Origin of the sequence: Ruegeria pomeroyi DSS-3 (assembly GCF_000011965.2) — a bacterium.
Taxonomy (GTDB): Bacteria; Pseudomonadota; Alphaproteobacteria; order Rhodobacterales; family Rhodobacteraceae; genus Ruegeria_B; species Ruegeria_B pomeroyi.
This window is the reverse complement of record NC_003911.12, coordinates 2,690,220-2,715,568: the sequence shown is the minus strand read 5'-3', so window position 1 is coordinate 2,715,568 and position 25,349 is coordinate 2,690,220. Positions and strand designations below refer to the sequence as shown.

The following is a 25,349-nucleotide window of genomic DNA, read 5'->3' as shown; positions in this document are numbered from 1 at the left end:
GCTTTGCCGAGCCAAGGCCGCAGAGAGCTGCCGCAAGACCGCAAACCCTTGTGCGGTGCAACTTTTGCCCGGCCACATCAAGAGCGATCATCGGGTACCGTTCGCCGATCATCTAACAGCCCGCAAACGCTTCCCCGACGAGAATTGGGCACCAGAGACGAACAGGTGCCGCCGGTTCAGAACGTGTCGAAAGCCAACCGGGTGGTTTCGATAGCGGCTTTGAGGTCGTCTGGCACTTCCGGAAAAGCTTGCAGCGGCATTTGGCATATCTTTCAGCGCTTGTGCATCAGGGCTCCATGCCCGGCATGCACCGGCAAGAGCCTAACCACCCGATCGAAACGAGGTGAGCCAGCGCGTGATCTCGTCTGTCTCGCGAGGCTTGAATTCAGCCCCAAGCGGCGTCGTCCATCCGAGTTTTGATATATGCGAAAATATCTCGGCATAATTCAACTCGCCATGATCCGGTGCGCCCCGATCGGGAACCGATGCGAATTGGATATGGCCGATCAACGGCAAAAGCTCGGTGAGGCGGGTCAGTATGTCCCCTTCGGTCCGGCCTACATGGTAGCAATCGAACATCAGCTTCAGGTTGGGCGCGCTGACGGATTTGATGATCTCTTGTGCTTGCCCGGTGGTCTGCAGGAAGTACCCCGGCGCGTCGTGCCTGTTTAGCGGTTCGATCAGGATCGTGCGGTCGGTTCGCGATGTCGCGTAATCGAGATTACGCTCGAACATGGCACGCGCCTGCGGGCCGGCGGCAAAACCGGCCATGACATGAACCGCACCCGCGCCCACCGCATCGGCATAGCGGATCGCCTGATCAATGGCGGCGTGTGCCTCGTCCTCACGGCCCGGCAACGCGGCAAGGCCGTTTTCGCCCGGGTTGCCACGGATCGTGTTCAGGCCGAGCATTGGCAAGCCTGTTTCGTCCAGCGCCGCCTTCACGTCCTCGGCACGGGTTTCGTAGGGCCAGTGACACTCGACCGCATCGAACCCGGCCGCCTTCGCTGCACGGATCGCGTCCGGTAGGGGCCGGTCGACCCAAAGAAATCCAAGATTGGCAGAAAAGGCGGTCATTCATCCCACTCCACATCGAATTTGCTGACAACCCGCGAGATCTGTTCGGACGACAGCGCACGGGCCGGAAGGCCACGCATCATCAGCGCAAGGCGCGCCGTTGCCTCCAGTTCCTCGATGGCGTTACAGGCCGCCTCGACGGATTTGCCTGCGACGACCGGGCCATGATTGGCAAGCATCACGGCAGAGCGTTTTCCGGCAAGCCCGCGCACCGCGTCGCCCATCGCCGGGTCGCCCGGGACAAAGAACGGCAACAGCTTCACGCGGCCCAGTTGCATGATCGCATAGGGGGTGAGTGGAGGCAGAAAGCTGTCCTCGTCAATGTCCGGCAGAAGCGACAGGGCGACCGAATGACAGGAATGCAGATGAACGACCGCTCCGGCGGTGCTGCGCGTGTCATAGAACGCGGAATGCAGCGGCATCTCCTTGGTCGGCGGGTCGCCTTCGATCAGCCGGCCGCCGGCGTCAAACCGGCTCAGGCGCGCCGGGTCCAGCCGCCCGAAACTTGTCCCGGTCGGGGAAACGAGCAGACCGCCGTCTTCGGTCCGCGCCGAGATATTCCCGGTCGCGCCATGCGTCAGGCCGCGATCAAAAAGGGATGCGGCCAATCGGCAGAGGTCCTCGCGTAGCCTCGTTTCACTCATGCGCCAAGGACCCCCGCAGCTTTCTCAAAAAAATCTTCCGCGCCGAAATTGCCCGACTTGAGCGCGACCACAAGGTCCGGACCGGCACGCAGCGCAGGCACGCCGGGGTCAATCTCGGGCCCGATGATCAGTTCCTCGAGGTCAAGCGCCTCGACCACTGCGCCCGAGGTTTCGCCACCTGCGGTGATGATCCGTGTCACGCCTGCGTCAACAGCGCGGCGCGCCAGCTCTGCAAAGAAATGCTCAATTGCGGCGGCGGCCCTTTCGCGACCGAAACGGTCCTGAACGGCTTTGACCTGTGCGGGATCGGCCGAGCTGTAGACCAGCGGCACGCCATCCGCCTTGAGCGCCCAGTCGAGCACATCGGCAGGGGCAACACGGTTTTCGATCACGTCTTCGGCGCGCAGGTCGCGCACCGGGTATCTGGCCGCGTGGCGGGCAACCTGCGCGCGCGTCGCCATCGAGCAGGACCCCGACAGCGCCAACACGGGGCCATGCTGCCCGCGCCACTCCGGAACGCCCGGTGTGCAGCCGAAATTGCGCGGCAGGCCAAGCGCAACACCCGATCCGCCTGTCACCAGTTTGAGATCCGTGGCGGCCGCGCCGATGGCCATGAGATCCGCGTCGCGGATCGCATCGACGACGATGTGCCTTTTGCCTGCGGCGTGTTCCGCGTCCAGAGCCTCGGTAATGGCTCGGGGCCCGGCGAAGACCGCCTGCGCGCTTACGTGTCCGATGGAGAATTTGCTCTGCGATGCCATCCAGCGCCGCAGGTCGGCATCCGTCATCGGCGTCAGCGGATGATGTTCCATGCCCGACTCATTCAGAAGCCGGTCGTTCACAAAAAGATGGCCCTGATAGACCGAGCGCCCGGTGCCGGGAAAGGCCGGGCATATGATGACCCGATCCGCATTCAGCGCCTCGGCAAGGGCGTCGGCCACCGGCCCGATGTTGCCTTGCGGCGTTGAATCGAAGGTTGAGCAGTATTTGAAGAAGAACTGCGAGCAGCCTTGCGCGCGCAGCCAGTCCAGCGCCTTCAGAGACTGCGCCACCGCCTCTGCCGGGTCGATGGAGCGTGATTTCAGCGACACCACAACCGCTTCTACGCCAGCATCAGCATCCCGCGACGGGATACCGGAATATTGCACCACGCGCATGCCCTGCTTGGCCAGTGTATTGGCCAGATCGCTGGACCCGGTGAAGTCATCGCCGATGCATCCCAGCTTCATGATTGAGCCCCCGGCAATGTCAGCTTGGCTTGCGCCGCGTACACCTTGGCAACCGCTGCATCGTCTTCGCCGCCCAGCCCCATATCCACGGCCTGCCGGTAGCGCGCCAGCGCGGTCTCGGTGATGGGGGCCTCAAATCCTGCAGCCTTTGCCGCGTCCAGGACAATGCCCAGATCCTTGGGCCAGATGTTCACCTGGCTGTGCGGGGCGTAATCGCCGGCTATCACATGGGGCGCGCGGTTTTCCAGCATCCAGGATGTGCCCGCGCATTTGCTGATGACATCAAGAAAGGTATCGGGGGCAACGCCCTGGGTCATCCCGAAGGTCAGCGCCTCGGCCATGGCGGCAATATGGACGCCAGCCAGCAACTGATTGACGGCCTTCATGGCCGAGCCGGCCCCGGCGGCATCGCCGAGGCGAAAGACTGTTTCCGCTGTTGCCTCTAGAACGGGCTCGGCGGCAGCAAAGGCGGCGGCGGATCCGGACGCCATGATACCAAGCCGGCCCTGTGCGGCCTTGAGCGAGCCACCCGAAATCGGCGCATCCAGGTAGAGCACGTCCTTCTCTGCGCAGCGCCGCTCCATCTCCTTGGCGAATTCCGGCGGAACCGTCGCACAGGCCAGCACAACCGCCCCTTCGCGCATCTGGGTCACCACACCGTCCTCGCCGAAGAGGACCTGTTCGACCTGGGCGGCATTCAAAACCACCACGACGACCGCGTCGAGCGACCGGGCAACCTCGGCAAAGGCAGCTGCCGAACCGCCTTCTTTGACAAAACGCGCCACCTGCTCGGCGACAACGTCGAACCCATGGACGCCGATCCCGGCCCGTAGGCAGGACTGCGCCATGCCATATCCCATGGAGCCAAGTCCGAAGACGGCGATATTCATGCTCATTCTGCGTTCCTTTCGCGGTCTCGCAAGGCGTGGGCGGCGTCGCGCCGGGTGCTTTCCACCCGATACACCTTGTCCGAGGACGTGATGAACATCGTCTGACCGGGCGGGCCGCCGAAGCAGATGATGGATGTTTGCCGAGGTAGCCAGATCTTGCCAATCAACGCACCCTCAGGCGACAGGCAATGGATGCCGTCGAGTGCCGAGGTCCAGACATAGCCCTCGTGATCGACGCGGAACCCGTCCGGCGCGCCCGGAGCGACCACGGCAAAGACACGACCGTTGGAAAGTGTCACGCCATCCACATCGAAGACCCGGACATGATGCGGCAGGTCGTCGTCGATACCCGGAAAGATAGCCCCCCGGATCGCCCCGGAATCGGCAACAAAAAGGCGGCATTCGTCGGGGGAAAAGGCCAGCTCGTTCGGCTTGTCGAATTCGGTTGCGACGGCGTGCAGCGTGCCGTCGGGGTCGGGGCAGAACACGAAACAGCCCCCGATTTCGCTTTCGGCCGGGTAACCTTCGATATCGGAATTGATGCCGTAGGGCGGATTAGTGAACCAGACCGAACCATCCGAACGAACGACAACCTCGTTGGGGGAGTTCAGGCGCTTGCCCTCGGACCGCTCTGCGATGACCTCGACCGCGCTCGGGTCTGTCGGGTCAGGCCGCCGGATCACCCGGCGCCCAGCGTGTTCGCCGGACACCACCTGGCCGGCACCATCCAGTGTATTGCCGTTGGCAAACTCGCTGTTGTCGAGTGCAACCTCGGCGCACGCCTGTTTTGTCCAGCGCATCATCCGCTTGTTCGCGATGTCGTTGAAAAACGGCGCGCCGTCCAGCCAGACCGGCCCTTCGGTCCAGGCAAAACCATGGACAATCTGCTCGGGTGCCCGCGCGGTATCCACGAATTCGTCAAATCGCTGATCGACCATTACGTAGCATGGTTCGGTCATGCCGTGGCTTCTTTTCGCAATGTCTGGAACAACAGCATGACCAGAATGATGACCCCGAATATGATGTTGCGCAAGGCATTGCCGATCTGCATGACCGACAGGAACGTGGCCTTTTCGTTGTAACCGATGGAGCGTAGATAGCGCCCCAAGGGCGTGCGGGTCAGCAACCATGGCCGCGCAAGCGAAATCGCGATCCAGATCAGGAAGCTGACCGGGAGGCCCAAAAGATCGCCCGAGGCCATGGTGATCTTGAGGGTACTGGATCCACCCTTGTGGTTTAAGCCGCCGGTGTTCAGGACGGCCAGCCCAAGCAATGTCACGAAAACGCCTCCAGCTTGTTGCGCGCGCAGGAGCTCGCCGCCAAGAACAACCGCCGCGATGGAAATTAGGGTGAAACCTGGCCCAATGCCGGCATCCCTCGTGGTGGTGACGAAACTGTAGTAGAGCCCCGCAAACCCGCCGAAAAGTCCCGCCAGCGTGAAAGCCGCAAAGGCGGATGAATTTGGTATTGATGCCTGATTGAAACGCGGCCTGCTCGGACGACCCAAGCGCATGCAGGCCAAGACCAAGACCCGTGCGGTGGAAAGCCAGCCAAAACACCAGAACCGCAACGACTGTAATGACAATCGCGGTGGCGATGCCGAGAACATCCAATGTCATGGCGTCGGCAAGACCATAATTGACCGCTCCCCCCGGTGTTGGTCTGAGCAGCAGCGCGATGGCGACAAAGATCGAGGCCGTGGCAAGGTCACCTCGATGGGTTGAATGCGGCTAAAAGCGATGATGACGCCATTGAGCAACCCGCAGAGCGCACCGGCGCCCACGGCGGCCACCATACCTGAGGCTATGCCCAAGGCAGAGCCGTCCAGCAAATAGGAAGCGAGACAATTGGTCAGCGCCATCGCGGGCCCCCACCGAGAGGTCGATCCCCCGCAAGACGACGGCGAAAAACTGCGCGCTGGCAGCCAGCCCGAGGATCACGTATTGGTTGGCCGAGATCGTCATCACATAGGTCGAGGCGCCACTCGGATGCGTCGCCAAATACGTCGTCAGAAGGATGATCAGCACCACGCCGGCCACGACCTCGCGGCGGTTCGATCTTACATAGTCAAGCATGGGCGGCCCGAACGGGTTTGGCCAAGTTCACCGCGGCGGCGAAGATGTTTTGAGGCGTCAGGTCGTCACCGCTGAGCGAGGCAACGATTTCCCCGTCGAAAATACGTGGGTTTCACCGCAAAGCTGGATGAGTTCTTCGTAGCCGATGCTCAGGAGCAGGATCACCGTGTCCGGATCGGCCAACTGACACAGGATGGAATAGATCTGGGTCTTGGTCTTGACGTCGAGCCCCCGGGTCGGGTCGGCCAGCAGCAGGCATCGTGGTTTGATCGCAAGCCATTTCGACAGAACGACTTTCTGCCGGTTGCCTCCCGACAAGGATGAAACCGGCAGATCAAGCCTGCCGTGTTTCAGAGCAAGCTGATAAAGCGATGCAGCATAAAGACCGGGGTCTGTCGCATCCAGAACACGCCGGCCAAGCGCGGCCAGTTCGAGGTTTTCCTGAATACTCTGATCCAGAATGAGCCCTTCGGTCTTGTGGTCCTCGGGGATATAGGCCAGCGCAACATCCTTTTGTTCGGATGACCATCATGTCTATGATCTCACTGTAATCGTGGGCACCTTTCCGAAAGGTCGCCACACGCTGTCTGTTGCGGAAGACTGAAATCCGGTCCTCAAGCGCTTCGATCTCATGGAAGTGGTGCGAGATGAGCAGAACGGACGTGCCCTTGTCGTGCTCTTCGCGCACGAGGTCGAAAACGCTTTCAACGACCGAGGCGCTCAAAGCCGAGGTTGCTTCATCGAGGATAAGAAGCCGTGGTTTATTCATTATCGCCTTGGCGACCTCGACTTGCTGGCGCCACAGAAGCGTGAGATCGGCCATTCGCGCAGATCGGAGCACAGATCAAAAGGCGGATTCACAGGTCGCGGACGAAACAGTCCTGTGCTGACACCCAAATGCTCTCGCAGCAATACTGTGCACTTGCGGCGGTATCCTTTCGGTGATGTCACACATTTCACCGAACCGGACCACCAATCTTGTCATTTCCAGTGGAGTTCCAAATAAACTTACTCAGCAGATTGAATTCTGCGATCGAGACTTTGGGTAAGTCGACCGACCACATGACCCGGCCTGGTCCTGTAGCTTCATGCAGTGGGATACAGTTTAGAAACGTCCCGGCTCTAGTCGGTTTGAGGGTTCAATGTCCGCAAAAAAGCGGCAAGAGCTGCAATCGCCGAACCCATGTCATCCGCGGAAGCAAATTCTTCGGGTTTGTGGCTGACCCCGTCACGGCACCTGACAAACAACATGGCGATCGGGCAAAGGTCGGCCATGGCAGATGCGTCATGGGTCGCACCAGATGGCAGAAGAGGGCCATGTTCTTCGGCCTGTCGGGCGGCTTGGAGCAATTGCGCGGACAGCGCGCCGTCGCTTGGCTGGGCAACCTGGGAATACGTCCTTTCGGCCTTTATTTTCAGCTGTTTTTGCGCTGCCAGTTCCTGGGCATACCGGTGCAGCATTGCGCCGGTATTGCGGCGGGTCGCGTCGTCAGGCGACCGGAATTCGGCGGTCAGGGTCACGCGGCGCGGCACGGCGTTGACGACGTTTGGTTCGACGGATAACGCACCGACAGTCGCGCGCAGGTCGGGGATGGTTTGCCCCAACCGGTCAACTTCGGTGACGATGGCGGCGGCTGCGACAAGCGCGTCGCGACGTCCGGACATGGGCAGCGTGCCCGCGTGGCCGGTTTCCCCGGTTACCACGATCTGGTGGCGCTCGATCCCGCAGATCGCGGTGACGACGCCAATGGCCTGCGCCGCCTGTTCGAGAACCGGGCCCTGTTCGATATGTGTTTCAACAAACCCGATCACGTCAGCAGGGTCGCGCCTCAGGGCGCCGATCCGGTCGGGGTTCAATCCAAAAGAGGTCATCGCGTCGTGCAAGGTGACGCCCCTTGCATCCTGCATCGACAGTACCGCCGGGTCGAAGGTTCCCGCCAGCGCACGTGATCCGACCAATGCCGTTGGAAAACGGACTCCCTCTTCATCCGCAAAGGCAAGCACCTCGACCGAAAACGGCAGATGCACCGCTTCCGCGCGCAGTTTTGCAAGCGCCAAAAGAGGGAGCACGACTCCCATTATCCCGTCATAAGCGCCGCCTTCCCGCACCGAATCCTGATGAGACCCCATCAAGAGGGTCTTCGAGTCCGGCGGGCCTTCGTACCTGCCGACCAGAGTTCCGGCGTCGTCGAGAGTGACGGTCAGGCCCGTCGCTTCCATATGTGTCCAGAGAAGATCGCAAGCCGCGCGATGTTCGGGTGTAAATGGCAGGCGGGTCACGCCCGGACCGGCTTCAGAGCAGGCCGCGAGGTCTTTCAGCAACGCCTGGGCCCGTGCGCCCCAGTCAGTCAAGGATACGCTCCTTGTCTGACAGAACTGGCACCTGCCTGGCCCAATCGGCATAGTCGCCAGTTGTGGCTTTCTGATAGAGCTGTTCCAAAGCGCCGATCGGGTTGTCGGGGTGGTAGTCGATCCGCAAGGTCACGGGCGGGCGATCGGGATGCAGCACCAGCATAGCGGCGGACAAGAGACCACGGAAATCGCTTCCCGCACCCTCGGCCGCTATGAGCGCTGCCAGCAGACGGCGCTCGAAAGTCAGGTCCGAAGCGACAAAGGCCTCGGTCATCGCTCCAAGAACAGAGTTATCGCCCAGCATGTTGCCTGACGCGATGCCGCTGGCGAATGTGACACTGCCTTTGATGTCCTGATTTTCCGAACCGGTAAAAGCGGCCGCATTGCCAAGCAGGTCCATCGCGGCAAGCTGCCGGTAGGCGCGGCCGCTGTCTTGGGACGTAACATGGTTTACCGCGTCTTCGGGGTGCGATCCGTCGCGCAGGTGTTGCAACACCTCTTCTCCCCAGAAGGTGGAGGGTGCCGCGCCCTGGCTTGCGGACATGCCCGCGTTCAGATCACCGCGAAGCACCCAGCCGCCGACGCAAAGGCTGCCGGTTGCTGCGGCGCCTCCGATGGCACCGGTTTCGGGGTCATGTGCAAGAATTGAAAAAGTCATGTCTCACCTTAGCCAATCTCCCTTCATTTATCATGATAAATTGACGATTGCAATTTATCATGATAATTATCAACGCAGAACATCAACAGGGAGAACATGAGATGACACCATTATCCTGGTCCCGCCGCGGCCTGATGGCCGCTGTTGGGGCGGCGCTTGTCGCAGGCGGGCTGAGCGGATCGGCGAGCGCACAGACACCCCCCGGAGTGTTGATCGTCGGCCAGATCGCCGAGCCGAAATCGCTCGACCCGGCAGCCGTGACCGCAGTCAATGATTTTCGAATTCTTGTGAATGTTTATGAGGGATTGACCCGCTACAAATCCGGCACTCTCGAAGTGGAACCGGCGCTGGCGACGGGCTGGGACATCAGCGAGGATGGCACCGAATACACCTTTACACTGCGCGAGGGTGTCAGCTTCCACGATGGAACGCCCTTCAACGCGGAGGCGGTGAAATTCAACTTCGACCGGATGCTGGATGAGAATCACCCATTCCACGACACGGGGCCATTCCCGCTGTCGTTTTTCTTCGGTGCGGTCGAAAAGACCGAAGCCGTCGACGACATGACGGTGAAGTTCACGCTCAACGCACCATATGCGCCGTTCCTGTCGAACCTCGCCTATCCCACGGGCCTGATGGTTTCGCCTACAGCGGTCGAAGCGCATGGCAAGGAGTTCGGGCGTAATCCCTCTGGCACCGGACCGTTCAAGTTTGCCGAATGGCGCTCGAACGAAGCTGTCGTGGTAGAGCGCAATGACACCTATTGGGGGGAAGTGGCGGGCACGCAGGCCGTGGTCTTTCGCCCGATCACCGACGCCAACACCCGCGTAGCCGAGATGCTGGCAGGCGGCATCGACATGATGGTCGAAGTGCCGCCCACGTCGCTGGGTCAGTTCCAGGGCGATGGCTTCAGCGTCGCCGAACAGGCCGGCCCGCATGTGTGGTTCCTGATCCTGAACGCCAAGGAAGGCCCGTTTGCTGACAAGCGTGTGCGCCAGGCTGCGAACTATGCGATCAACAAGGAAGCGATCGTCAACGACGTGCTGGAAGGTACGGCCACCGTTGCCGCAGGTCCGACACCGCCAGCCTTTGCCTGGGCTTACAACGAGGCGCTTGATCCCTATCCCTATGACCCTGAAAAAGCCAAGGCGCTCATCGCCGAGGCGGGTGCCGAGGGTGCGGAACTGACCTTTTTCGTGACCGAGGGTGGTTCGGGCATGCTTGACCCGGTGCCGATGGGCACCGCCATTCAAGCCGATCTTCAGGCCGTGGGTCTGAACGTGAAGATCGAAACCTACGAATGGAACACGTTCCTGGGCGAGGTGAACCCTGGGCTCGAGGGTAAAGCGGACATGGCCGAAATGGCATGGATGACCAACGATCCGGACACGCTGCCCTATCTGGCGCTTCGGTCAGAAGCATGGCCCGACAAGGGCGGCTTCAACTCGGGCTACTACGCCAACCCGAAGGTGGATGAACTGCTTGAAGCGGCCCGTACGGCGACCGATCAGGACGAGCGCGCACGGCTATACCGCGAGATGCAGACCATCGTGCAGGAAGATGCCCCCTGGGTGTTCGTGGCCAACTGGAAACAGAACGCCGTGACAAGTGACCGGGTCGAGAATTTCGGCCTTGAGCCGTCGTTCCTGTTGCACCTGCAGGGCGTCGTGAAAAACTAAGCCTGTAGTTCCGGGGCCGGTTGTTGCCGGCCCCGGAAACAAACCAACCGGGGGGCAGAGATGGGCAGCTACATAATCAAACGTCTGATCTCGGCCATACCCGTTCTTCTGGGCATCACGATCATCGTTTTCCTGATCATGTCGCTCATTCCCGGCGATCCGGCAACAGCGATCCTTGGCTCATACGCCACCCCTGAAAATGTCGAAAAGCTGAACCGCGATCTTGGCCTCGACAAGCCAATGGTCCAGCGTTACGTCATCTGGCTCGGCAATATGCTGACCGGCGATTTCGGGCGTTCCTTCTCGCTCAACCGGCCCGTGCTTGACGAAATCCTCGAACGGTTCAATGCCACGATGATCCTGGCGGGCACCGCTTTTGTCCTGTGCGCGCTGCTTGGAATCCTTGCCGGGGTGGTTTCCGCTGCGCGCCAGTATGGCTTCGCCGACAAGGCGATCACCTTCGTGGTTCTTATCGGCATCTCGGTGCCGTCCTTTTTTCTTGGCATGATGATGATCCTTCTCTTCGCGGTGAACCTGCGCTGGCTGCCAGTGTCAGGCATGTATGCGATCTATGGCGGCGGAGACTTGCCCGATCTGCTCAAACACCTGATCATGCCCGCGCTTGCGCTGGCGGCGGTTGCGACAGGTGTCATCGCGCGACTTGCGCGTTCGGCCATGCTGGAGGTCTTGCGGCAGGATTACATCCGCACCGCCCGCGCCAAGGGCGTGCCCGAACGGCGCGTGATCATGGGCCATGCCTTGCGTGCGGCGATGGTGTCGATCATCCCCGTGCTTGGCATTCAGGCGGGCTTTGTCCTGTCGGGCGCGGTCTATATCGAAATCGTGTTCCAATGGCCCGGCGTGGGCCGCATGCTGGTTGATGCGATCCTCAAACGTGACCTTCTGTTGGTGCAGGGCGGTGTGGTCTTTGTGGCAGCCTGCTATGTTCTGTTCAACATCGCGGTGGACGTGGCGCAAAGCTTGCTTGATCCGAGGATCAAGACATGAACCTCTTTCTCAAGCTTCTGTTCCGCAACCGTCTGGCCGCCATGGGGGCGGTGGTGCTCGGCGCGATCCTTCTGCTGGTTCTGCTCACGCCCTTCCTGCCGCTGCAGGACCCGGATGTGACCGCCACCGCCGATCGGTTCAAGCGCCCGTTCTCCGAGGGCCACCTGCTGGGCACCGACCATCTGGGCCGCGACCTGCTCAGCCGATTGCTCCATGGCACCCGCCTGAGCCTTGCCGTCGGGATTGCCGCGGCGCTTGTCGCGGCCACGATCGGATCGACCATCGGCATCGTCGCGGGCTATTTCGGCGGGCGCGTGGACAACATCATCATGCGCATCGTCGATATGTTGATGGCCTTTCCCTACATCCTGCTGGCGCTGGCCATTGTGGCCGCCCTTGGCCCCGGGCTGATGAACGCGCTGATTGCGGTGGCCGCCGTAAACGTGCCCTTTTTTGCCAGGAATATTCGCGGTATTACCGTGGGCCTCGCGGGGCGCGAATTCATCGACGCCGCGCGGCTGGCGGGCATGGGACACGCGCGGATCATTCTGACCGAGCTTTTGCCGAATGTCCTGCCGGTCATCGTCATCGCCATGTCGACCACGGTGGGCTGGATGATCCTGGAGACCGCCGGCCTCAGCTTCCTCGGCCTCGGATCGCAACCACCGCAGGCCGATCTTGGCTCGATGCTGGGCGAAGCCCGGTCAGCGATGATCTCGCACCCGCATACCTCGATCGTGCCGGGCATTATGATCTTCCTGATCGTCATGTCGATCAACCTGCTGGGCGACGGGGTGCGCGATGCGCTTGACCCACGGCTGCGCTCGGGTGCGCTGTCGCGGCCGCGGGCGACCACGCTTGTCGAGCGCCAGGGCGACATCCCCGCCGCAACCGACGATCTTCTGGCCATACAGGAACTTGAAACTCAGTTCCATGTGGGCGACCGCATCTATCGGGCCGTGGGCGGCGTCTCGCTGGCGGTAAAGCCCGGGGAATGCCTGGGCGTCATCGGCGAAAGCGGCTCGGGCAAATCCGTCACGGCGCTGTCGGTCATGGGCCTCGTGGCCTCGCCGCCCGGCGTGATCACCGGGGGCGCGGTGCGTTTTCAGGGCGAAGACCTGATCGGTGCACCCTATGAGACCCTGCGCCAGAGGCGCGGCGACCGGGTGGCCTATATCTTCCAGGACCCGCTCTCGACCCTGCATCCGCTGTACCGCATCGGGCAACAACTGGCCGAGGCGATTCAGTCGCATCACAAGGTTTCGAATGCCGAGGCACGCGCGCGCGCGATCCAACTCCTGAAAGACGTGCGTATTCCGAATGCCGAGTCTCGGGTAGACAACTATCCACATGAGATGTCCGGTGGCATGCGCCAACGGGTTGGCATCGCCATGGCGCTCGCCAATGAGCCCGATGTGATCATCGCGGATGAGCCAACGACAGCGCTCGATGTTACCGTGCAGGCGCAGATCCTGTCGCTGCTCGACGACCTGCGCCGCGACAGGGGATTGGCGATCATTTTCATCACTCATGACTTCGGGGTCGTGGCACAGCTGTGTGACCGGGTGGCGGTCATGTATGCCGGGCGGATTGTGGAGCAAGGGCCGACGCAGGCCGTGCTGGAAGCCCCGGCACACCCCTATACCAAACGCCTGATCGCCTGTGTGCCCGAGCTTGGCGGCGGGCGGCGCGAGCTGGCGGCCATTCCCGGCCTGCCGCCGGTGGTCGACAACCTGCCCGAGGGCTGCGCCTTTGCCCCGCGCTGCGACAAGGCGCAGGAGAGCTGCCGCGCCGGGGATGTTGCACTGAAAGGCACCGCGCCCCGCGCCGTGCGCTGCCTCTACCCGGAGGTGGCCGTCTGATGCCCGCGCTGAAAGTCACCAATCTCGCCAAGACCTTCCCTTTGAAAAAGCCGATCTTCGGTTCGGCCCCGCCCGGGGTGCGTGCGGTGCGGCCCATGAGCTTTGAGGTGGCCACCGGCGAGACGCTCGGCGTGGTCGGCGAATCCGGCTGCGGAAAATCCACTTTGGCACGGATGCTCGTGGGGCTTTTGGAGCCGAGCGAAGGCTCGATAGAGATCGAGGGGCGCGCGCTGGACAATGCCGATCCGGCAGAGTTCGGAAAGCTGATCCAATATGTGTTCCAGGACCCGCAAAGCTCACTCAACCCGCGCAAGACGATACGTCAGGTGATGGAGGCCCCACTCAGGCGGCTCTACGGGATGCCAAAACCCGAGCGGGACAGGCGCATCAGCGAGATTTTCGCTAGCGTAAACCTGCGCGAAGAGTTTCTTGACCGCTACCCGCACGAGTTTTCCGGCGGGCAGGCGCAGCGGATCGGTATCGCCCGGGCGCTGGCGGCCAATCCACGGATCATCATTCTGGATGAGCCGGTCTCTGCGCTGGATGTGTCGGTGCAGGCGCAGGTGCTGAACCTGCTGGCGGACCTGAAGGCGCAATTCGGGCTGACCTATCTTTTCATCACCCATGACCTTGCCGTCGTCGAGGCCGTCAGTGATCGGATTGTCGTCTTGTATTTTGGCGCCGTGGTCGAGATCGGCCGCGCCGAGAATATCTTTGCAAAGCCCCGACACCCTTATACAAGGCTTCTCGCGGACAGCGCGCCGGTGGTTGGAAAACCGCTCACCGCGCCCGAGCAGAAAGGATCGGAGCTGCCCGATCCGCTCAATCCGCCGCCGGGCTGTGCCTTCGCGGGCCGCTGCCCCCGCGCCACGGAAATTTGCCGCGCCGATGAGCCAAAGCTGACTGAAATGGGAGAAGATCAACTTGCCGCCTGCCACCACCCGCTCGAAGGCTGAACCCAAGATCAGCCGCCCCGTGCAGGTCGCCGAAGCGATCAAGGATTGGGTTGTGGAGCAGGGGTTGCAGGCCGGTGATCGGCTTCCCGGCGAGGCCGAGCTGATTGAACGCTTTGGCATGGCAAAAGGGACGATCCGCGAGGCGATGCGCATTCTCGAGGCGCAAGGGCTGATCAAGACCCGCACCGGGCCCGGCGGCGGCAGCTTCGTACACGAAGTCAGCCAACAGCGCGCCAAGGCTCTATTGGGCAACTATTTCTATTTCAAGGACCTGACCATCGGCGACATTTACCAGCTTCGCCTGACTCTGGAACCGGAACTGGCTGCCTCACTTGCTGGCAAGTTGTCCCAAAGCACTCTTGATCTGCTTGAGAAAACAACAGCCGAATACGTCGAACCCGCGGCAACGCTTGATGAGGAACGCGATCAGCATGTCGCATCTCTGCGGTTTCACGCTATCCTTGCAAATCAGTCTCAAAACCCACTTCTCGGGTTTGTTATCGACTTCATGGTGAACTTGCTGACAGATCTGACGGTTTACCGCCGCCTCTATTCTCCGCCCAACATCGAGCTTTGGAAACAGGGGCGCGACCACCAACAGCAACTGATCGCTGCCCTACGCAATGGCGAGGCCGACAAGGCCCGAGCCATCATGACGGATCACATGAAAACAGCCTGGAAGCTCATGCGGCAACAGGAAGTCGAAATGGAAAGCCGTTTCATTTCGGAGTAACAGCATTGGCATGTGGCTAGTGGGGTCAGTCCTGCCCTGACATTTTCGCAAGAACGCTAACCTGCGATCACGTCGCCTGCGAGCTTGGTCAACGTTTCAATGATACGCCGCGTTTCTGCTTCTCCCCTGGGGTTTGATGCATTCCCTTGCTGGGCGCGCTTCAGTACGCCGGTCGCAATGGCGATAAGACGAAACAACGAAAATGCCAGCGCGAAAGTCCAGAACGCTGGCGGCTCGATCCCGCGCTGCACGCAATACTGCGCGACAATGCTCTCTTCGGTGGGCAGGCCAAAGTCATCGCGATTTGCCGATCCGAGGCCCTTCACGAGGCCTGACTGAGGCAGGCGCAGGCACATGCAGAAATAGGCCAGATCGGCGATCGGATGACCAAGGGTGCTGAGTTCCCAGTCAAGAATGCCGATCACGCGGGAGGCGTCTTTGGAGAAGACGAGATTGTCGATCCGGAAGTCGCCATGCACGATGCTGACCTGTCCATCATCTTCGGGTTGATGCGCCGCAAGCCATTCGATGAGCTGTTCGATGAGCGGATTCTCCGCGTCGGTGCTGGCACGATATTGTTTGGTCCAGCGTGCCAGTTGGCGCGCGAAGTAGTCACCTGGAGCACCGAAGTCCCGCAGGCCCATCTGCGTCGGGGCGACATCGTGCAGGGCGGCGAGCGTCCTGGACAGTTGCGTGTAGACGGCGCCGCGCCGGTCACGCGCCAGCTCTGGCAGGGCAGGGTCCCAGAAGATCTGCCCATCGAGCATTTCCATCACGTAGAACATCGTTCCCAGCGGGCTGGTCTCTCCGCTCAGGTGATAGACCTGTGGCACCGGGACAGGTGTATCGGACAGGGCGCGTAGCACGCGGTATTCGCGGTCGACCTGATGCGCCGAGGCCAGCAGCTTGCCCGGGGGCTTGGCGCGCAGAACAAAAGTGCGCGCACCGCTGGTGATCTTGTAGGTCGGGTTGGATTGCCCGCCGCCAAAACGCTCGATTTTGTCCAGCGCGTCGAACCCCTCGACATGCGCGGCAAGGTAGGAGCCGAGCTCGGAGCGGTCGAATTCGTGCAGGGGCTTTACCATCATCGCGTCTCAGCCCAGACTGACGACGAGCTTGCCCTGCACCTTGCGCTGCGACAGCTTCTCGAGCGCGGCTGCGGCGTTCTCGAGCCCTTGCATCACTTCGACCTTTGGCTTCACCTTGCCCTTCAGGTAAAAGTCGAAAAGCTCCGCCGTTGCTTCGGCGTGCTGCGCGGGATTGCGCTCGACGGCGGCGCCCCAGAAAACGCCGGTGACGCTACAGGCCTTGAGCAGCGGCAGGTTCATCGGCAGCTTGGCGATGCCCGCCGGGAAGCCGACCACCAGAAACTGTCCCTCCCAGGCGATCGCGCGCAGGGCGGGTTCGGAGTAGTCGCCACCGACCGGATCATAGATGACATCAGCGCCCGATTTGCCGCACAGCTCCTTGAAGCGCGTGGAAAGCTCTTTCTTGTTGATCTCACCCAGCGGATAGACCAGACCGTCATCGGCCCCGGCATCAAGCGCGGTTTGCAGCTTGTCCTCGGACGATGCCGCCGCCAGCACGCGCGCGCCGAGGATCTTGCCCAGCTCTACTGCGGCCAGCCCGACGCCGCCCGATGCGCCAAGCACGAGAAGCGTTTGTCCCAGGCCCAGTCCCGCGCGATCCTTGAGCGCATGATAGGAGGTGCCATAGGTCATCATGAAGGCGGCGGCGTCCTCGAAGGGCATCTGGTCGGGAATCCTGGAGATCCTGCTTTCCGGAACCACGACCTGCTCGGCCAACCCGCCCCAGCCTGAGAAGGCCAGCACCCGGTCGCCGGCCTTCAGCTGCGTGACGCCTTCGCCAGTGCTTTCGACGATGCCGGACAGCTCAGAGCCAGGGGCGAAGGGGCGGGGGGGCTTGAACTGGTAAAGGTCTCGGATGATCAGCAGATCGGGGAAGTTGAGTCCGACCGCCTTGACGGCGATCCGCACTTCTCCCTTGCCAGGAACAGGTTCTGCGATGTTTTCCAGGCTGAGGCTGTCGGGGCCTCCAGGGGTCTTGCTCATCAGCGCTTTCATCATGTTTCCTCGTGTTGGTTTCCGGCAGGTCGGGCTTCAGCCAATATTGTTGACAATCTTTATGTTTCCACTTTAGGCTCATCAAAGGCACTCCGCAAGCGGTAGGCGCAGACATCGCGAGACGTGTCGAAACGGGAGGGAAGGGGCCAGATGGAAATTGTTCTGCTCGTGGTCTGTTTTGTCGTGCTTGTGCTGCTCGGGGCCCCGGTGGCGCTGGCGATGATACTGATGCCGACCACATACATCCTGCTGACCGACGCCGCGCCGCTGCTGACCGTTCCACATCAGATGTACGAGGGCATAGCGCACTTCCCGCTCGTGGCGGTGCCGTTCTTCATGCTGACGGGCGAGTTGATGAATGGCTCTTCGGTGACCCAGCGGATCATGCGGCTGAGCCGCGTGATCGTGGGGCGGATGCGCGGCGGGCTGGCGCAGGTCAATATCGTGGCGAGCATGTTCTTTGCAGGCATGAACGGATCGGCGGTTGCTGACACCGCGACCATCGGCACGATCATGATCCCTGACATGAAGCGCAAGGGCTACACGCCCGCCTATGCCGCCGCGATCACGGCCATCGGATCGACGATTGGCGGGATCATCCCGCCCAGCATCGCGATGATCGTTCTGGCCAGTTCGGTCAACCTGTCGGTGGGCGCGTTGTTCGCGGGCGGCATCCTGCCCGGTATCCTGATCGGTCTGCTGCTGATGCTGACCGCCTGGATCATCGCCAAGGCCAAGGATCATGAGCGCGGTGACGAGCCCTTCACGTTTCGCGCGTTCCTGAGCGCGGCCTGGGGCGCGTCGCTGGCGCTCTGCGTGCCGCTCATTCTCGTGGTCGGCATCTTCGGTGGCTGGTTCAGTTCGGTCGAGGCCGGGGCGATCACCGCGCTGGTGGCGCTGATCCTGGGAACGGTGGTCTATCGTGATCTCGACTTGGCCTCGTTCCTTGGCGCCCTGAACCGCACGGTCCGGATGTCGGCATCCGTCTTTGTCATCATCGCGGCTGCGGGTCCGTTCACATGGTTGCTGGCCCGTCTGGGCGCGCTGGAAATGCTTCAGAACTGGCTGCTCGGCTTCGCCGAAACGCCGTTCTTCTTCGCGCTCATGCTGCTCGGGCTTATCCTTCTGGCGGGGATGATCATGGATGCCGCGGCGAATATCATCGTGCTGGGCCCCCTGCTGGTCGCCGCCTGCGAGACCGCGGGCTACGAACCCGTCCAGGCCGCATTGGTGGTGGTGGTCGGCTTCCTGCTGGGCACGGTCACGCCGCCTGTCGGTGTGTGCTATTTCACCGCCACGGCCATCGCCGGGTGCAGGCTCGAACAATCCGCTGCGGCCCTGCTACCGTTCCTCGCGGTCGAGATCCTGGTGCTGTTGCTGATGCTCTTTCTGGCGCCGCTGACGCTCTTTCTTCCGGCCTTGTTGGGGTTCCTGTGAGATGCCTGTCCTGAAGCGTATATCCGACGGCGCGGATTTCATCATCCTGCGCATCCTGCCGGTGATCTGCGGCGCGATGCTGGTGCTGATGGTGGCTTTCATCGCCTATACCGTCATCATGCGCACCGTGTTCCTGAACCCGCCGTTCTGGGGCGATACGCTGGCGATGTTCGCCAATGTCTGGATGGTATTCCTGGGCCTGATCATCGCGGTGCGCGAACGTTCCAACATCGCCATGGAGGCGCTCTATCAGCTGATCCCGGCCCACTACGGGCGCTGGTTCCGCAAGCTCTGGGCCGTGGCCTTTGCCGGGTTCGGATTGCTGTTGTTGACAAAGGGATACGAGGCCGCCTCGCGCATTCTCGGCTCCTATTGGGAGTTGGGCAACCTGCCGAAATCCTATCCGCTGATGATCCTGCCGATCACGGGCGTGGGCATTCTGGTGGCGTCGATCCTGTCGCTGTTCCGTCCCTTGGATGAGGCCCCGCACATGGACGATCAGGAATTTCCATAAGGCTGCGCGCACAGGGCGCGCCAAACCAAAGACAAGGAGGATGAAATGAAATTTGGAAAGATGAAAGCAACGCTTCTGGGCGGCGCGCTGGCTGCCCTGACCGCCGGCGCGGCCATCGCCGAGGCCGAAATCAAACTGGTCTTCGGCGTTGCCGGCCAGCCGACATGGGGCTTCGGCAAGCTTCTGACCGAAGTGATCGAACCGAACCTCGAGAAGTATTCGGATGGCCGGATCGATCTGGAAGTTCACCAGCGCGGCGCGCTTTGCAGCGAAGCCGCGTGCATGGAGCAATTGGGTCTGGGCCAGATCGACATGACGACGGTTTCGGCCGGCAACATGGGCGCGTTCGGCAAGACGTTCGACATCTTGAACCTGCCTTACCTGTTCAAGGGGCAGCAGGAAGCCGAGACCATCATGCGCGGCTGGTTGAGCGATGAACTGGCCAAACAAGCAGCCGGTGAAATGGGCATTCATGTGCTGGCAACGGTTTCATCTGGCGGCTTCCGCAACGTGGTCAATACCGAGCGCGAGGTTCGCGTGCCCTCCGATCTCAAGGGACTCAAGATCCGCGTGACCAAAAGCCCGACCGAGTTCAATCTGGTGCAGGGCTGGGGCGCGGTGCCCATTCCCTATGCCTGGGCCTCGCTCTACGAGGGGCTGCAGTCCGGCGTGGTGCAGGGCATGTATTTGCAGGACGTCTTCGTTTCGGCGGCCAAGTTTTATGAGGTGACCAAATTCGTTACCCGCGTGGAAAGCTCCTATAGCGGCCGCCCGGTCATGATGAGCAAGCAGCGTTATGACGCGCTGCCCGATTGGGCGAAGGAAGCTGTCGACAAGGTGGCCGCCGACATCGCCAGAGAAGCGCTGAACTATGACCTGGCGTGGCAGAAGGATGCCATCGCCGCGATGCAGGACAAGGTGTCTGTCTATGTTCCGACCGAAGCCGAACTCGCCGAATGGTCGAAGGGTGCCGTCGAGGCCTGGGTTGCGGTGAAAGGTACCTATGATCCGGCGCTCGCACGCCGCATTCTCGAAGAGCAGGGCCTGAGCGAACTGATCGGGCTTCTCGAAGAGGCAGGCGCGCTGTAAGCCGGATCAACACGGGGCCCGCTTCCTCCCGGCGGGCCTCGCATTCTCTGGAGACACAATGCAATTCATCGACGCACATCATCACCTGTGGGATGTCGAGCTGAACGGCGCGAACTATCCTTGGTATACCGAAGACCATGGCGACCGTGGCTGGGGCGACACCGCGGCGATCATGCGTAACTACAAGCCCGCCGATTTGCTGGCCGATGCGCAGGACGCGGATCTGACCATCGTCAAATCGGTGCATGTCCAGGCCAATTTCGACTTTTCCAACCCGGTGGCAGAAACGCGCTGGCTGGAGCAGGTCGCGCGTGAAGAGGGGTCAGGAAACCTGCCGAATGCCATCGTCGGCTATGCCGATCTCTCGGCGTCTGACGTCGGGGATGTGCTCGAAGCGCATGCTGAAAGCGCCCGGTTTCGTGGTGTGCGGCAGGTGCTGAACCGCCACGACGACCCCAAGCTCAACCGAGCGCCGCAAGACTATCTGGCCGATCCGAATTGGGCCGCGGGGTTGAGACGTCTGTCCGACATGGGGCTGAGCTTCGATGCCCAGATTTACCACCATCAGGCCGCGGCGCTTGCAGACATTGCAAAGGGCCTGTCCGACCTGAATATCGTGATCGACCACGCCCTCATGCCGGCCGAGCGGGACGAGGCGAACCTCGAGGGCTGGCGCAAAGCCGTGACGCGTTTGGCCGAACTGCCGAACGTGTCGATGAAGATCAGCGGTTTCGGCATGGTCGACAACGCATGGACGACGGACAGCATCCGCCCGTTTGCGATGCATTGCATCGAGGCCTTTGGCCCCGGACGCATCATGTTCGGCTCCAATTTTCCGGTCGACAAACTGATGTCGGATTACGGGCGGCTATGGCGCGCCTATGGCGAGATCATCTCGGATTTCTCCGAAGAAGAACGCGAGCAGATGCTAACTGGTACGGCCGCGCGGTTCTACCGGATCTGATCCGTCGCTGCGTTTGCCTCGTCCTTCAGCAAACGGATCGCGTGAATCTTGGATTGGTCAACCAGGCGGCGCGCGGTCTTCTCAGCGTCTTCACCGCGGCCATGCACGATATGATCGACCAGCTCGGCCCAATTCTCGCAGGAATGTGCCCGTCTCTCGGGTGAGGACAGGCCAAGGCGCGAATACCGCAACGTTTGATGGAACAGCAGCGTGACCATCGAGTTCAGGCGTGTGTTGCCCGATGCCTCGCTGATCGAAAGGCCAAACTCGACCACCGCATGAACGTAGTCCGCCGCCGCCGTGGAACCTGACTTCTTCGCGAGCTTCTTGAGCACGGAAAGCTGACGCTCCAGCATCTTGATGTCATCCTGGCTGCGTGTCTCGGCAAGCCGCCGCGCGCCCAGCCCGGACAGGACGGCGCGAATGTCGAACACATCGGCGACCTCTTCCGCCGACAGTTGCGTGACGATGGCGCCACGCCGAGGCGCGATCGTCACAAGACCTGCATTCTCCAGGATGCGCAGCGCTTCACGCACGGGGCCACGGCTGACCTTGTAGCGCTCGGATATCCCGATCTCCTGCAAGCGGTCATTTGGGCTGTATTTCTCGTTGACGATCTCGTCGGCCAGTTGCATGGCGATCTGCTCGGAAATCGACAAAGCCTCGCTGCCCCCTGCGAGAGAGGGCCGAAGCGAGGCAAGCATCGCGCGATGCAGTGCTGTAGTCTGCTGATACATCTACTCGTCCCTATGACTGAATTGCGCAATCTGGACGAGTTTATTGTGTCGGCGTTATCCGCACAAGCGCTTGACCCTCCGTGATGCCATCCCCCTCGCTCACCAGGATCTCGGCGACGGTACCGTCGCACGTGGCCTCGGCGGGTATCTCCATCTTCATGGATTCGAGGATCATCAATACGTCTTCTTCCTCGACGGTGTCTCCCACCTTGACCTCGATCTTCCAGACCGTGCCGGCGATCTCGGATTCAATCGTTTCATCACTCATCGGGTTGCCTCCATGATCCAACTACGCGCGGGTCGAGGGCGCCAACGCGTGCTTTTATTCTTTTCAAATCATTCTTATTGTCAACAATCTTATTTTGTGTAGTCTTGAGGCACACCCAAATCGACAGGTCGGAAGGGAGCGATAATGAGCTGGCAGAAGGAAGTTGACGAGATCAACAGGCGCCGCGAGATCGCCAAAGAGCTCGGTGGCGCTGAGGCGGTGAAGCGCCAGCACGATGCGGGCCGCCTTACCGTGCGCGAACGGATCGACATGCTGGTTGACGAAGGCAGCTTCCGCGAGCTTGGCGCGCTCACGGGGAAGGCCACCTATGACAAGGATCACAACCTTGTTGATGTGACCCCGGCCAATGCGGTGATCGGCAGGGGAACGATCGACGGGCGCAAGGTCTCGATCGACGGGGATGACTGGACCATTCGGGGCGGGTCGTCCGAGGCCACCGTGTCCGAGAAGTGGATCTATGCCGAGAACTACGCCGAAGCGATGCGCATGCCGCTGATCCGTCTTGTGGAAAGCGCTGGCGGCAGCGTGAAGATCCTCGACCAGAACGCTGCGACCAAGCTACCCGCCTACCCGACATGGAATCTGGCTCGCATGATGGGGACGATCCCCATTGTCGGCCTGGCGCTTGGCCCCTGCGCCGGGTTGGGCGCGATCAAGGCGGCCACCGCGCATTACTCGGTCATGGTCAAGGGCACCAGCCAGGTGTTTGCCGGCGGCCCCCCGGTGGTCGAGCGTGGCATGGGCGTCAAGGTCGACAAGGAAGACCTTGGCGGCTCGAAGATCCACACCCGCGAAAGCGGCGTGATGGGCAACGAGGCCAGAAGCGAGGCGGAGGCCTTCGAGATGGCGCGCCGGTTCCTGTCGTATCTGCCCTCCAGCGTCTATGAGATGCCGCCGGTCATCGAAAGCGACGACCCAAAAGAGCGCCGCGAGGAAGAGCTGATCGAAATCATCCCGCGCGACAAGCGCAAGGTCTACAAATCGCGCAAAATCCTCGACATGGTGTTCGACAGGGGCTCGGTCTTTGAACTGACCAAGGGCTATGGTCGGTCGGTCGTCACCTGTTTCGCGCGGCTTGGCGGGCGCCCCGTGGGCGTGATCACCACCGATCCGATGCAATATGGCGGCGGGATGACCAAGGCCTCGGCAGCCAAGATGGAAGCCTTCATCGACCTCTGTGACACGTTCCATCTGCCCATCGTGCATATGGTCGACCAGCCCGGCACCATCGTCGGGCCCGAGGCCGAGCGCAGCGGTGCGGTCAAAGGATCAGTCCGGGTCTGCATGGCCATCGAGCAAAGCCAGGTGCCGTGGTGTGCGATCATCACCCGGCGTTGTTATGGGCTCGCAGGCAGCACGTTCGGCCGGGTTCAGGGCATCAACCTGCATTATGCCTGGCCCTCGGGCCGCTGGGGCTCGATCCCGGTGGATGGCGGGGCCGAAGCGGCGTTCAAGAAGGAGCTCGATGCGCTTGATCCTGAGGCCAGGGCCGCGCGGCTTGCCGAGATCGAAGGTCACTTTTTCCACATGGAATCGCCCTTTCTGACGGCTGAGAAGTTCCGCATTCCCGACATCATCGACCCGCGCGACACCCGCGCGCTGCTCAATGACTGGCTGGACGACTCGTGGAAACTGATCGCCGATCAGCTTGGCCCCAAGGGCCGCACCTTCCGGATGTGAGGACGCCATGAAGCGATTGCTTATTGCCAACCGAGGGGAAATTGCTTGCCGTATCATCCGGGCGGCCCGATCGCTTGGGATCGAGACGGTCGCCGTCTATTCCGAGGCCGATGCAGGGGCGCTGCATGTCGAGATGGCCGATCAGGCCGTGAGCCTCGGCCCGCCGCCCGCCGCACAAAGCTATCTCAGGCAGGACGCACTGATCGAAGCCGCCCGGGCAAAGGGGGCAGGGGCGGTTCACCCGGGCTATGGTTTCCTGTCGGAAAGCGCGTCGTTTGCCCGCGCCGTTGTGAATTCCGGCCTGACATGGATCGGTCCTGCGCCGGAAACCATCGCAGACATGGGCGACAAGGGTCGCGCAAGGGCGCTTGCAATCAAGGCCGGTGTGCCTGTCTTGCCCGGCTCAGACAGCTTTGCCGAAGGCGCGCTGGACGGGGTGGAAGAGGCCGGGGCAACAGTCGGCTTTCCCCTGCTGGTCAAGGCCACGGCGGGCGGCGGTGGCATCGGGATGCAGCGCGTGGACGATCCGGCCAAGCTGCGCAAGATCGCCGAGCGCACCCAGTCTGCCGCCGCGCGCAGCTTTGGTGACGGATCGGTTTTTCTCGAGCGGTTCATCGCCCGTGCGCGGCACATCGAGATACAGGTCTTCGGCTTTGGCGATGGCCGCGCCGTACATCTTCACGAGCGCGATTGCTCGCTCCAGCGGCGTTTTCAGAAGGTGGTCGAAGAAAGCCCCGCGCCGGGGCTCGACCGTGCGATCGTGGCGCGTATGGGTGAGGTTGCCTGCGCGCTGGCGAGCGCGGTGAATTACAGCGGCGCGGGCACGGTGGAGTTCGTGATGGATGCCGACACCGGCGAATTCTTCTTCCTGGAGATGAACACCCGCATTCAGGTCGAGCATCCCGTCAGCGAGATGGTGACGGGCACCGATCTGGTCGCGGCGCAGCTTCGGCTGGCTGCGGGTGATGACATCCATGACGATCTGGCAGATCGTGCGCCAAGCGGGCACGCCGTCGAGTGCCGCCTTTACGCGGAAAACCCTGCCAAGAAGTTCCTCCCTTCGCCCGGAACACTAGAGCGGTTTTCCCTGCCTGACGGGATGGACGGCGTCCGCGTCGACACTGGCGTGCGTGAGGGGGATACGATTACCCCTTTCTATGACCCGATGATCGCCAAGATCATCGCCTGGGGAGAGAGTCGCGACGAGGCACTGGAACGTATCAACGCGGCTTTGCGCGCGACCCATGTCGAGGGGTTGGCGACCAATCGCGATTTCCTGATCGCGATCACCTCGAACCCGACCTTCCGAAGCGGCGAGGTCTGGACCGGTTTCATCGACACGCATCTGGACGCTCTTCTTTCTGCGCAATCGGGCTGAGAGCCATACAAACG

The 25,349-nt window shown here is 61.7% G+C and carries 25 protein-coding genes and 1 pseudogene; 12 read left to right on the top strand and 14 right to left on the bottom strand.

Translation table 11 applies throughout. The features are described from left to right. Positions 1-321 precede the first annotated feature (321 nt). The 6 genes and pseudogenes from SPO_RS13000 to SPO_RS23510 all read right to left on the bottom strand — a co-directional run. Positions 322-1,077, bottom strand: coding sequence for a hydroxypyruvate isomerase family protein (locus SPO_RS13000; protein WP_011048268.1), 756 nt, complete (start codon positions 1,075-1,077; stop codon positions 322-324). Then, positions 1,074-1,721: an aldolase gene (locus SPO_RS12995; protein ID WP_011048267.1), complete on the bottom strand. Its 648-nt coding sequence runs from the start codon at positions 1,719-1,721 to the stop codon at positions 1,074-1,076. The genes SPO_RS13000 and SPO_RS12995 overlap by 4 nt, the downstream gene beginning before the upstream one ends. Continuing rightward, a complete protein-coding gene (gene otnK / locus SPO_RS12990; RefSeq protein ID WP_011048266.1) occupies positions 1,718-2,950 on the bottom strand; it encodes a 3-oxo-tetronate kinase in 1,233 nt (410 codons plus the stop codon). The genes SPO_RS12995 and otnK overlap by 4 nt, the downstream gene beginning before the upstream one ends. Then, positions 2,947-3,846 (bottom strand): L-threonate dehydrogenase, encoded by a 900-nt coding sequence (ltnD, locus tag SPO_RS12985; RefSeq protein WP_011048265.1) that lies wholly within the window; start codon positions 3,844-3,846, stop codon positions 2,947-2,949. Before ltnD ends, otnK begins: the two co-directional genes overlap by 4 nt. Further along, positions 3,843-4,799: an SMP-30/gluconolactonase/LRE family protein gene (locus SPO_RS23315; RefSeq protein WP_011048264.1), complete on the bottom strand. Its 957-nt coding sequence runs from the start codon at positions 4,797-4,799 to the stop codon at positions 3,843-3,845. Before SPO_RS23315 ends, ltnD begins: the two co-directional genes overlap by 4 nt. 495 nt (positions 4,800-5,294) lie before the next feature. Next, positions 5,295-5,399 (bottom strand): annotated as a pseudogene (locus SPO_RS23510) (hypothetical protein); the annotation flags it as partial. Here SPO_RS23510 and SPO_RS23305 point away from each other — a divergent pair. Next, positions 5,352-5,564 carry a hypothetical protein gene (locus SPO_RS23305; RefSeq protein ID WP_051420370.1) on the top strand — a complete coding sequence of 71 codons (213 nt, stop codon included), beginning with the start codon at positions 5,352-5,354 and terminating at the stop codon, positions 5,562-5,564. The pseudogene SPO_RS23510 and the gene SPO_RS23305 sit on opposite strands and share 48 nt — an antisense overlap. A 6-nt stretch (positions 5,565-5,570) precedes the next feature. On the opposite strand, the gene SPO_RS22235 is transcribed toward SPO_RS23305, so the two are convergent. From SPO_RS22235 to SPO_RS12960, 4 genes are all read right to left on the bottom strand, one after another. Beyond that, positions 5,571-5,915, bottom strand: coding sequence for a hypothetical protein (locus SPO_RS22235; RefSeq protein ID WP_051420369.1), 345 nt, complete (start codon positions 5,913-5,915; stop codon positions 5,571-5,573). Between the two features lie 57 nt (positions 5,916-5,972). Continuing rightward, positions 5,973-6,233 (bottom strand): hypothetical protein, encoded by a 261-nt coding sequence (locus SPO_RS22230; protein ID WP_051420368.1) that lies wholly within the window; start codon positions 6,231-6,233, stop codon positions 5,973-5,975. Between the two features lie 804 nt (positions 6,234-7,037). Continuing rightward, positions 7,038-8,267 (bottom strand): Zn-dependent hydrolase, encoded by a 1,230-nt coding sequence (locus SPO_RS12965; protein WP_011048263.1) that lies wholly within the window; start codon positions 8,265-8,267, stop codon positions 7,038-7,040. Continuing rightward, on the bottom strand, positions 8,260-8,925 hold the full coding sequence (locus tag SPO_RS12960; protein ID WP_011048262.1) for a DUF1028 domain-containing protein: 666 nt from the start codon (positions 8,923-8,925) through the stop codon (positions 8,260-8,262). The genes SPO_RS12965 and SPO_RS12960 overlap by 8 nt, the downstream gene beginning before the upstream one ends. A gap of 101 nt (positions 8,926-9,026) precedes the next feature. On the opposite strand from SPO_RS12960, the gene SPO_RS12955 reads away from it, so the two are divergent. From SPO_RS12955 to SPO_RS12935, 5 genes are read left to right on the top strand one after another with little or no spacing between them, the layout of a single operon-like run. Then, complete coding sequence (locus SPO_RS12955) at positions 9,027-10,604, top strand: ABC transporter substrate-binding protein (RefSeq protein WP_044029270.1); 1,578 nt, start codon at positions 9,027-9,029, stop codon at positions 10,602-10,604. Positions 10,605-10,664: 60 nt separating this feature from the next. Then, positions 10,665-11,612 carry an ABC transporter permease gene (locus SPO_RS12950; protein WP_011048260.1) on the top strand — a complete coding sequence of 316 codons (948 nt, stop codon included), beginning with the start codon at positions 10,665-10,667 and terminating at the stop codon, positions 11,610-11,612. Continuing rightward, positions 11,609-13,474, top strand: coding sequence for a dipeptide/oligopeptide/nickel ABC transporter permease/ATP-binding protein (locus tag SPO_RS12945; protein WP_011048259.1), 1,866 nt, complete (start codon positions 11,609-11,611; stop codon positions 13,472-13,474). The genes SPO_RS12950 and SPO_RS12945 overlap by 4 nt, the downstream gene beginning before the upstream one ends. After that, entirely contained in the window at positions 13,474-14,430 is a 957-nt protein-coding gene (locus tag SPO_RS12940; RefSeq protein WP_011048258.1) for an ABC transporter ATP-binding protein, read from the top strand. Before SPO_RS12945 ends, SPO_RS12940 begins: the two co-directional genes overlap by 1 nt. Before the next feature lie 19 nt (positions 14,431-14,449). Then, positions 14,450-15,163 carry a FadR/GntR family transcriptional regulator gene (locus tag SPO_RS12935; RefSeq protein ID WP_011048257.1) on the top strand — a complete coding sequence of 238 codons (714 nt, stop codon included), beginning with the start codon at positions 14,450-14,452 and terminating at the stop codon, positions 15,161-15,163. Positions 15,164-15,219: 56 nt separating this feature from the next. Here SPO_RS12935 and SPO_RS12930 read toward each other — a convergent pair whose 3' ends face one another. Together SPO_RS12930 and SPO_RS12925 are read right to left on the bottom strand one after the other, a co-directional pair. Next, entirely contained in the window at positions 15,220-16,248 is a 1,029-nt protein-coding gene (locus SPO_RS12930) for a phosphotransferase (protein ID WP_230981739.1), read from the bottom strand. A 9-nt stretch (positions 16,249-16,257) separates the two neighbouring features. Then, the gene (locus SPO_RS12925; RefSeq protein WP_044029268.1) at positions 16,258-17,247 is read right to left on the bottom strand and encodes an NADPH:quinone oxidoreductase family protein; all 990 of its coding nucleotides are present in this window, start codon (positions 17,245-17,247) and stop codon (positions 16,258-16,260) included. Positions 17,248-17,397: 150 nt separating this feature from the next. On the opposite strand from SPO_RS12925, the gene SPO_RS12920 reads away from it, so the two are divergent. From SPO_RS12920 to SPO_RS12905, 4 genes are read left to right on the top strand one after another with little or no spacing between them, the layout of a single operon-like run. Then, positions 17,398-18,684, top strand: a complete 1,287-nt coding sequence (locus tag SPO_RS12920; protein ID WP_044028476.1) for a TRAP transporter large permease — start codon at positions 17,398-17,400, stop codon at positions 18,682-18,684. Between the two features lies 1 nt (position 18,685). After that, positions 18,686-19,198, top strand: coding sequence for a TRAP transporter small permease (locus tag SPO_RS12915; RefSeq protein ID WP_011048253.1), 513 nt, complete (start codon positions 18,686-18,688; stop codon positions 19,196-19,198). A gap of 45 nt (positions 19,199-19,243) precedes the next feature. Then, positions 19,244-20,287, top strand: a complete 1,044-nt coding sequence (locus SPO_RS12910; RefSeq protein ID WP_011048252.1) for a TRAP transporter substrate-binding protein — start codon at positions 19,244-19,246, stop codon at positions 20,285-20,287. 58 nt (positions 20,288-20,345) lie between these two features. Then, positions 20,346-21,251 (top strand): amidohydrolase family protein, encoded by a 906-nt coding sequence (locus SPO_RS12905; RefSeq protein WP_011048251.1) that lies wholly within the window; start codon positions 20,346-20,348, stop codon positions 21,249-21,251. Here SPO_RS12905 and SPO_RS12900 read toward each other — a convergent pair. Both SPO_RS12900 and SPO_RS12895 read right to left on the bottom strand, forming a co-directional pair. Continuing rightward, positions 21,239-21,988: a GntR family transcriptional regulator gene (locus SPO_RS12900; protein ID WP_011048250.1), complete on the bottom strand. Its 750-nt coding sequence runs from the start codon at positions 21,986-21,988 to the stop codon at positions 21,239-21,241. The genes SPO_RS12905 and SPO_RS12900 overlap by 13 nt on opposite strands. Positions 21,989-22,028: 40 nt before the next feature. After that, complete coding sequence (locus SPO_RS12895) at positions 22,029-22,256, bottom strand: acetyl-CoA carboxylase biotin carboxyl carrier protein subunit (RefSeq protein WP_011048249.1); 228 nt, start codon at positions 22,254-22,256, stop codon at positions 22,029-22,031. A 144-nt stretch (positions 22,257-22,400) separates the two neighbouring features. On the opposite strand from SPO_RS12895, the gene SPO_RS12890 reads away from it, so the two are divergent. Continuing rightward, entirely contained in the window at positions 22,401-23,957 is a 1,557-nt protein-coding gene (locus SPO_RS12890; protein WP_011048248.1) for an acyl-CoA carboxylase subunit beta, read from the top strand. Between the two features lie 7 nt (positions 23,958-23,964). Further along, positions 23,965-25,335, top strand: a complete 1,371-nt coding sequence (locus tag SPO_RS12885) for an acetyl-CoA carboxylase biotin carboxylase subunit (RefSeq protein WP_011048247.1) — start codon at positions 23,965-23,967, stop codon at positions 25,333-25,335. Positions 25,336-25,349 lie beyond the last annotated feature (14 nt).

Coding starts and splice junctions, on each gene's coding strand:
- SPO_RS12995 (WP_011048267.1), bottom strand. CDS start 1,721: ATGAGTGAAACGAGGCTACGCGAGGACCTCTGCCGATTGGCCGCATCC.
- SPO_RS12915 (WP_011048253.1), top strand. CDS start 18,686: ATGCCTGTCCTGAAGCGTATATCCGACGGCGCGGATTTCATCATCCTG.
- SPO_RS12950 (WP_011048260.1), top strand. CDS start 10,665: ATGGGCAGCTACATAATCAAACGTCTGATCTCGGCCATACCCGTTCTT.
- SPO_RS12945 (WP_011048259.1), top strand. CDS start 11,609: ATGAACCTCTTTCTCAAGCTTCTGTTCCGCAACCGTCTGGCCGCCATG.
- SPO_RS12940 (WP_011048258.1), top strand. CDS start 13,474: ATGCCCGCGCTGAAAGTCACCAATCTCGCCAAGACCTTCCCTTTGAAA.
- SPO_RS12890 (WP_011048248.1), top strand. CDS start 22,401: ATGAGCTGGCAGAAGGAAGTTGACGAGATCAACAGGCGCCGCGAGATC.
- SPO_RS23315 (WP_011048264.1), bottom strand. CDS start 4,799: ATGACCGAACCATGCTACGTAATGGTCGATCAGCGATTTGACGAATTC.
- SPO_RS12920 (WP_044028476.1), top strand. CDS start 17,398: ATGGAAATTGTTCTGCTCGTGGTCTGTTTTGTCGTGCTTGTGCTGCTC.
- SPO_RS12930 (WP_230981739.1), bottom strand. CDS start 16,248: ATGGTAAAGCCCCTGCACGAATTCGACCGCTCCGAGCTCGGCTCCTAC.
- SPO_RS23305 (WP_051420370.1), top strand. CDS start 5,352: ATGCAGGCCAAGACCAAGACCCGTGCGGTGGAAAGCCAGCCAAAACAC.
- ltnD (WP_011048265.1), bottom strand. CDS start 3,846: ATGAGCATGAATATCGCCGTCTTCGGACTTGGCTCCATGGGATATGGC.
- SPO_RS12910 (WP_011048252.1), top strand. CDS start 19,244: ATGAAATTTGGAAAGATGAAAGCAACGCTTCTGGGCGGCGCGCTGGCT.
- SPO_RS12885 (WP_011048247.1), top strand. CDS start 23,965: ATGAAGCGATTGCTTATTGCCAACCGAGGGGAAATTGCTTGCCGTATC.
- otnK (WP_011048266.1), bottom strand. CDS start 2,950: ATGAAGCTGGGATGCATCGGCGATGACTTCACCGGGTCCAGCGATCTG.
- SPO_RS12895 (WP_011048249.1), bottom strand. CDS start 22,256: ATGAGTGATGAAACGATTGAATCCGAGATCGCCGGCACGGTCTGGAAG.
- SPO_RS12955 (WP_044029270.1), top strand. CDS start 9,027: ATGACACCATTATCCTGGTCCCGCCGCGGCCTGATGGCCGCTGTTGGG.
- SPO_RS22235 (WP_051420369.1), bottom strand. CDS start 5,915: ATGCTTGACTATGTAAGATCGAACCGCCGCGAGGTCGTGGCCGGCGTG.
- SPO_RS12905 (WP_011048251.1), top strand. CDS start 20,346: ATGCAATTCATCGACGCACATCATCACCTGTGGGATGTCGAGCTGAAC.
- SPO_RS12925 (WP_044029268.1), bottom strand. CDS start 17,247: ATGAAAGCGCTGATGAGCAAGACCCCTGGAGGCCCCGACAGCCTCAGC.
- SPO_RS12900 (WP_011048250.1), bottom strand. CDS start 21,988: ATGTATCAGCAGACTACAGCACTGCATCGCGCGATGCTTGCCTCGCTT.
- SPO_RS13000 (WP_011048268.1), bottom strand. CDS start 1,077: ATGACCGCCTTTTCTGCCAATCTTGGATTTCTTTGGGTCGACCGGCCC.
- SPO_RS12960 (WP_011048262.1), bottom strand. CDS start 8,925: ATGACTTTTTCAATTCTTGCACATGACCCCGAAACCGGTGCCATCGGA.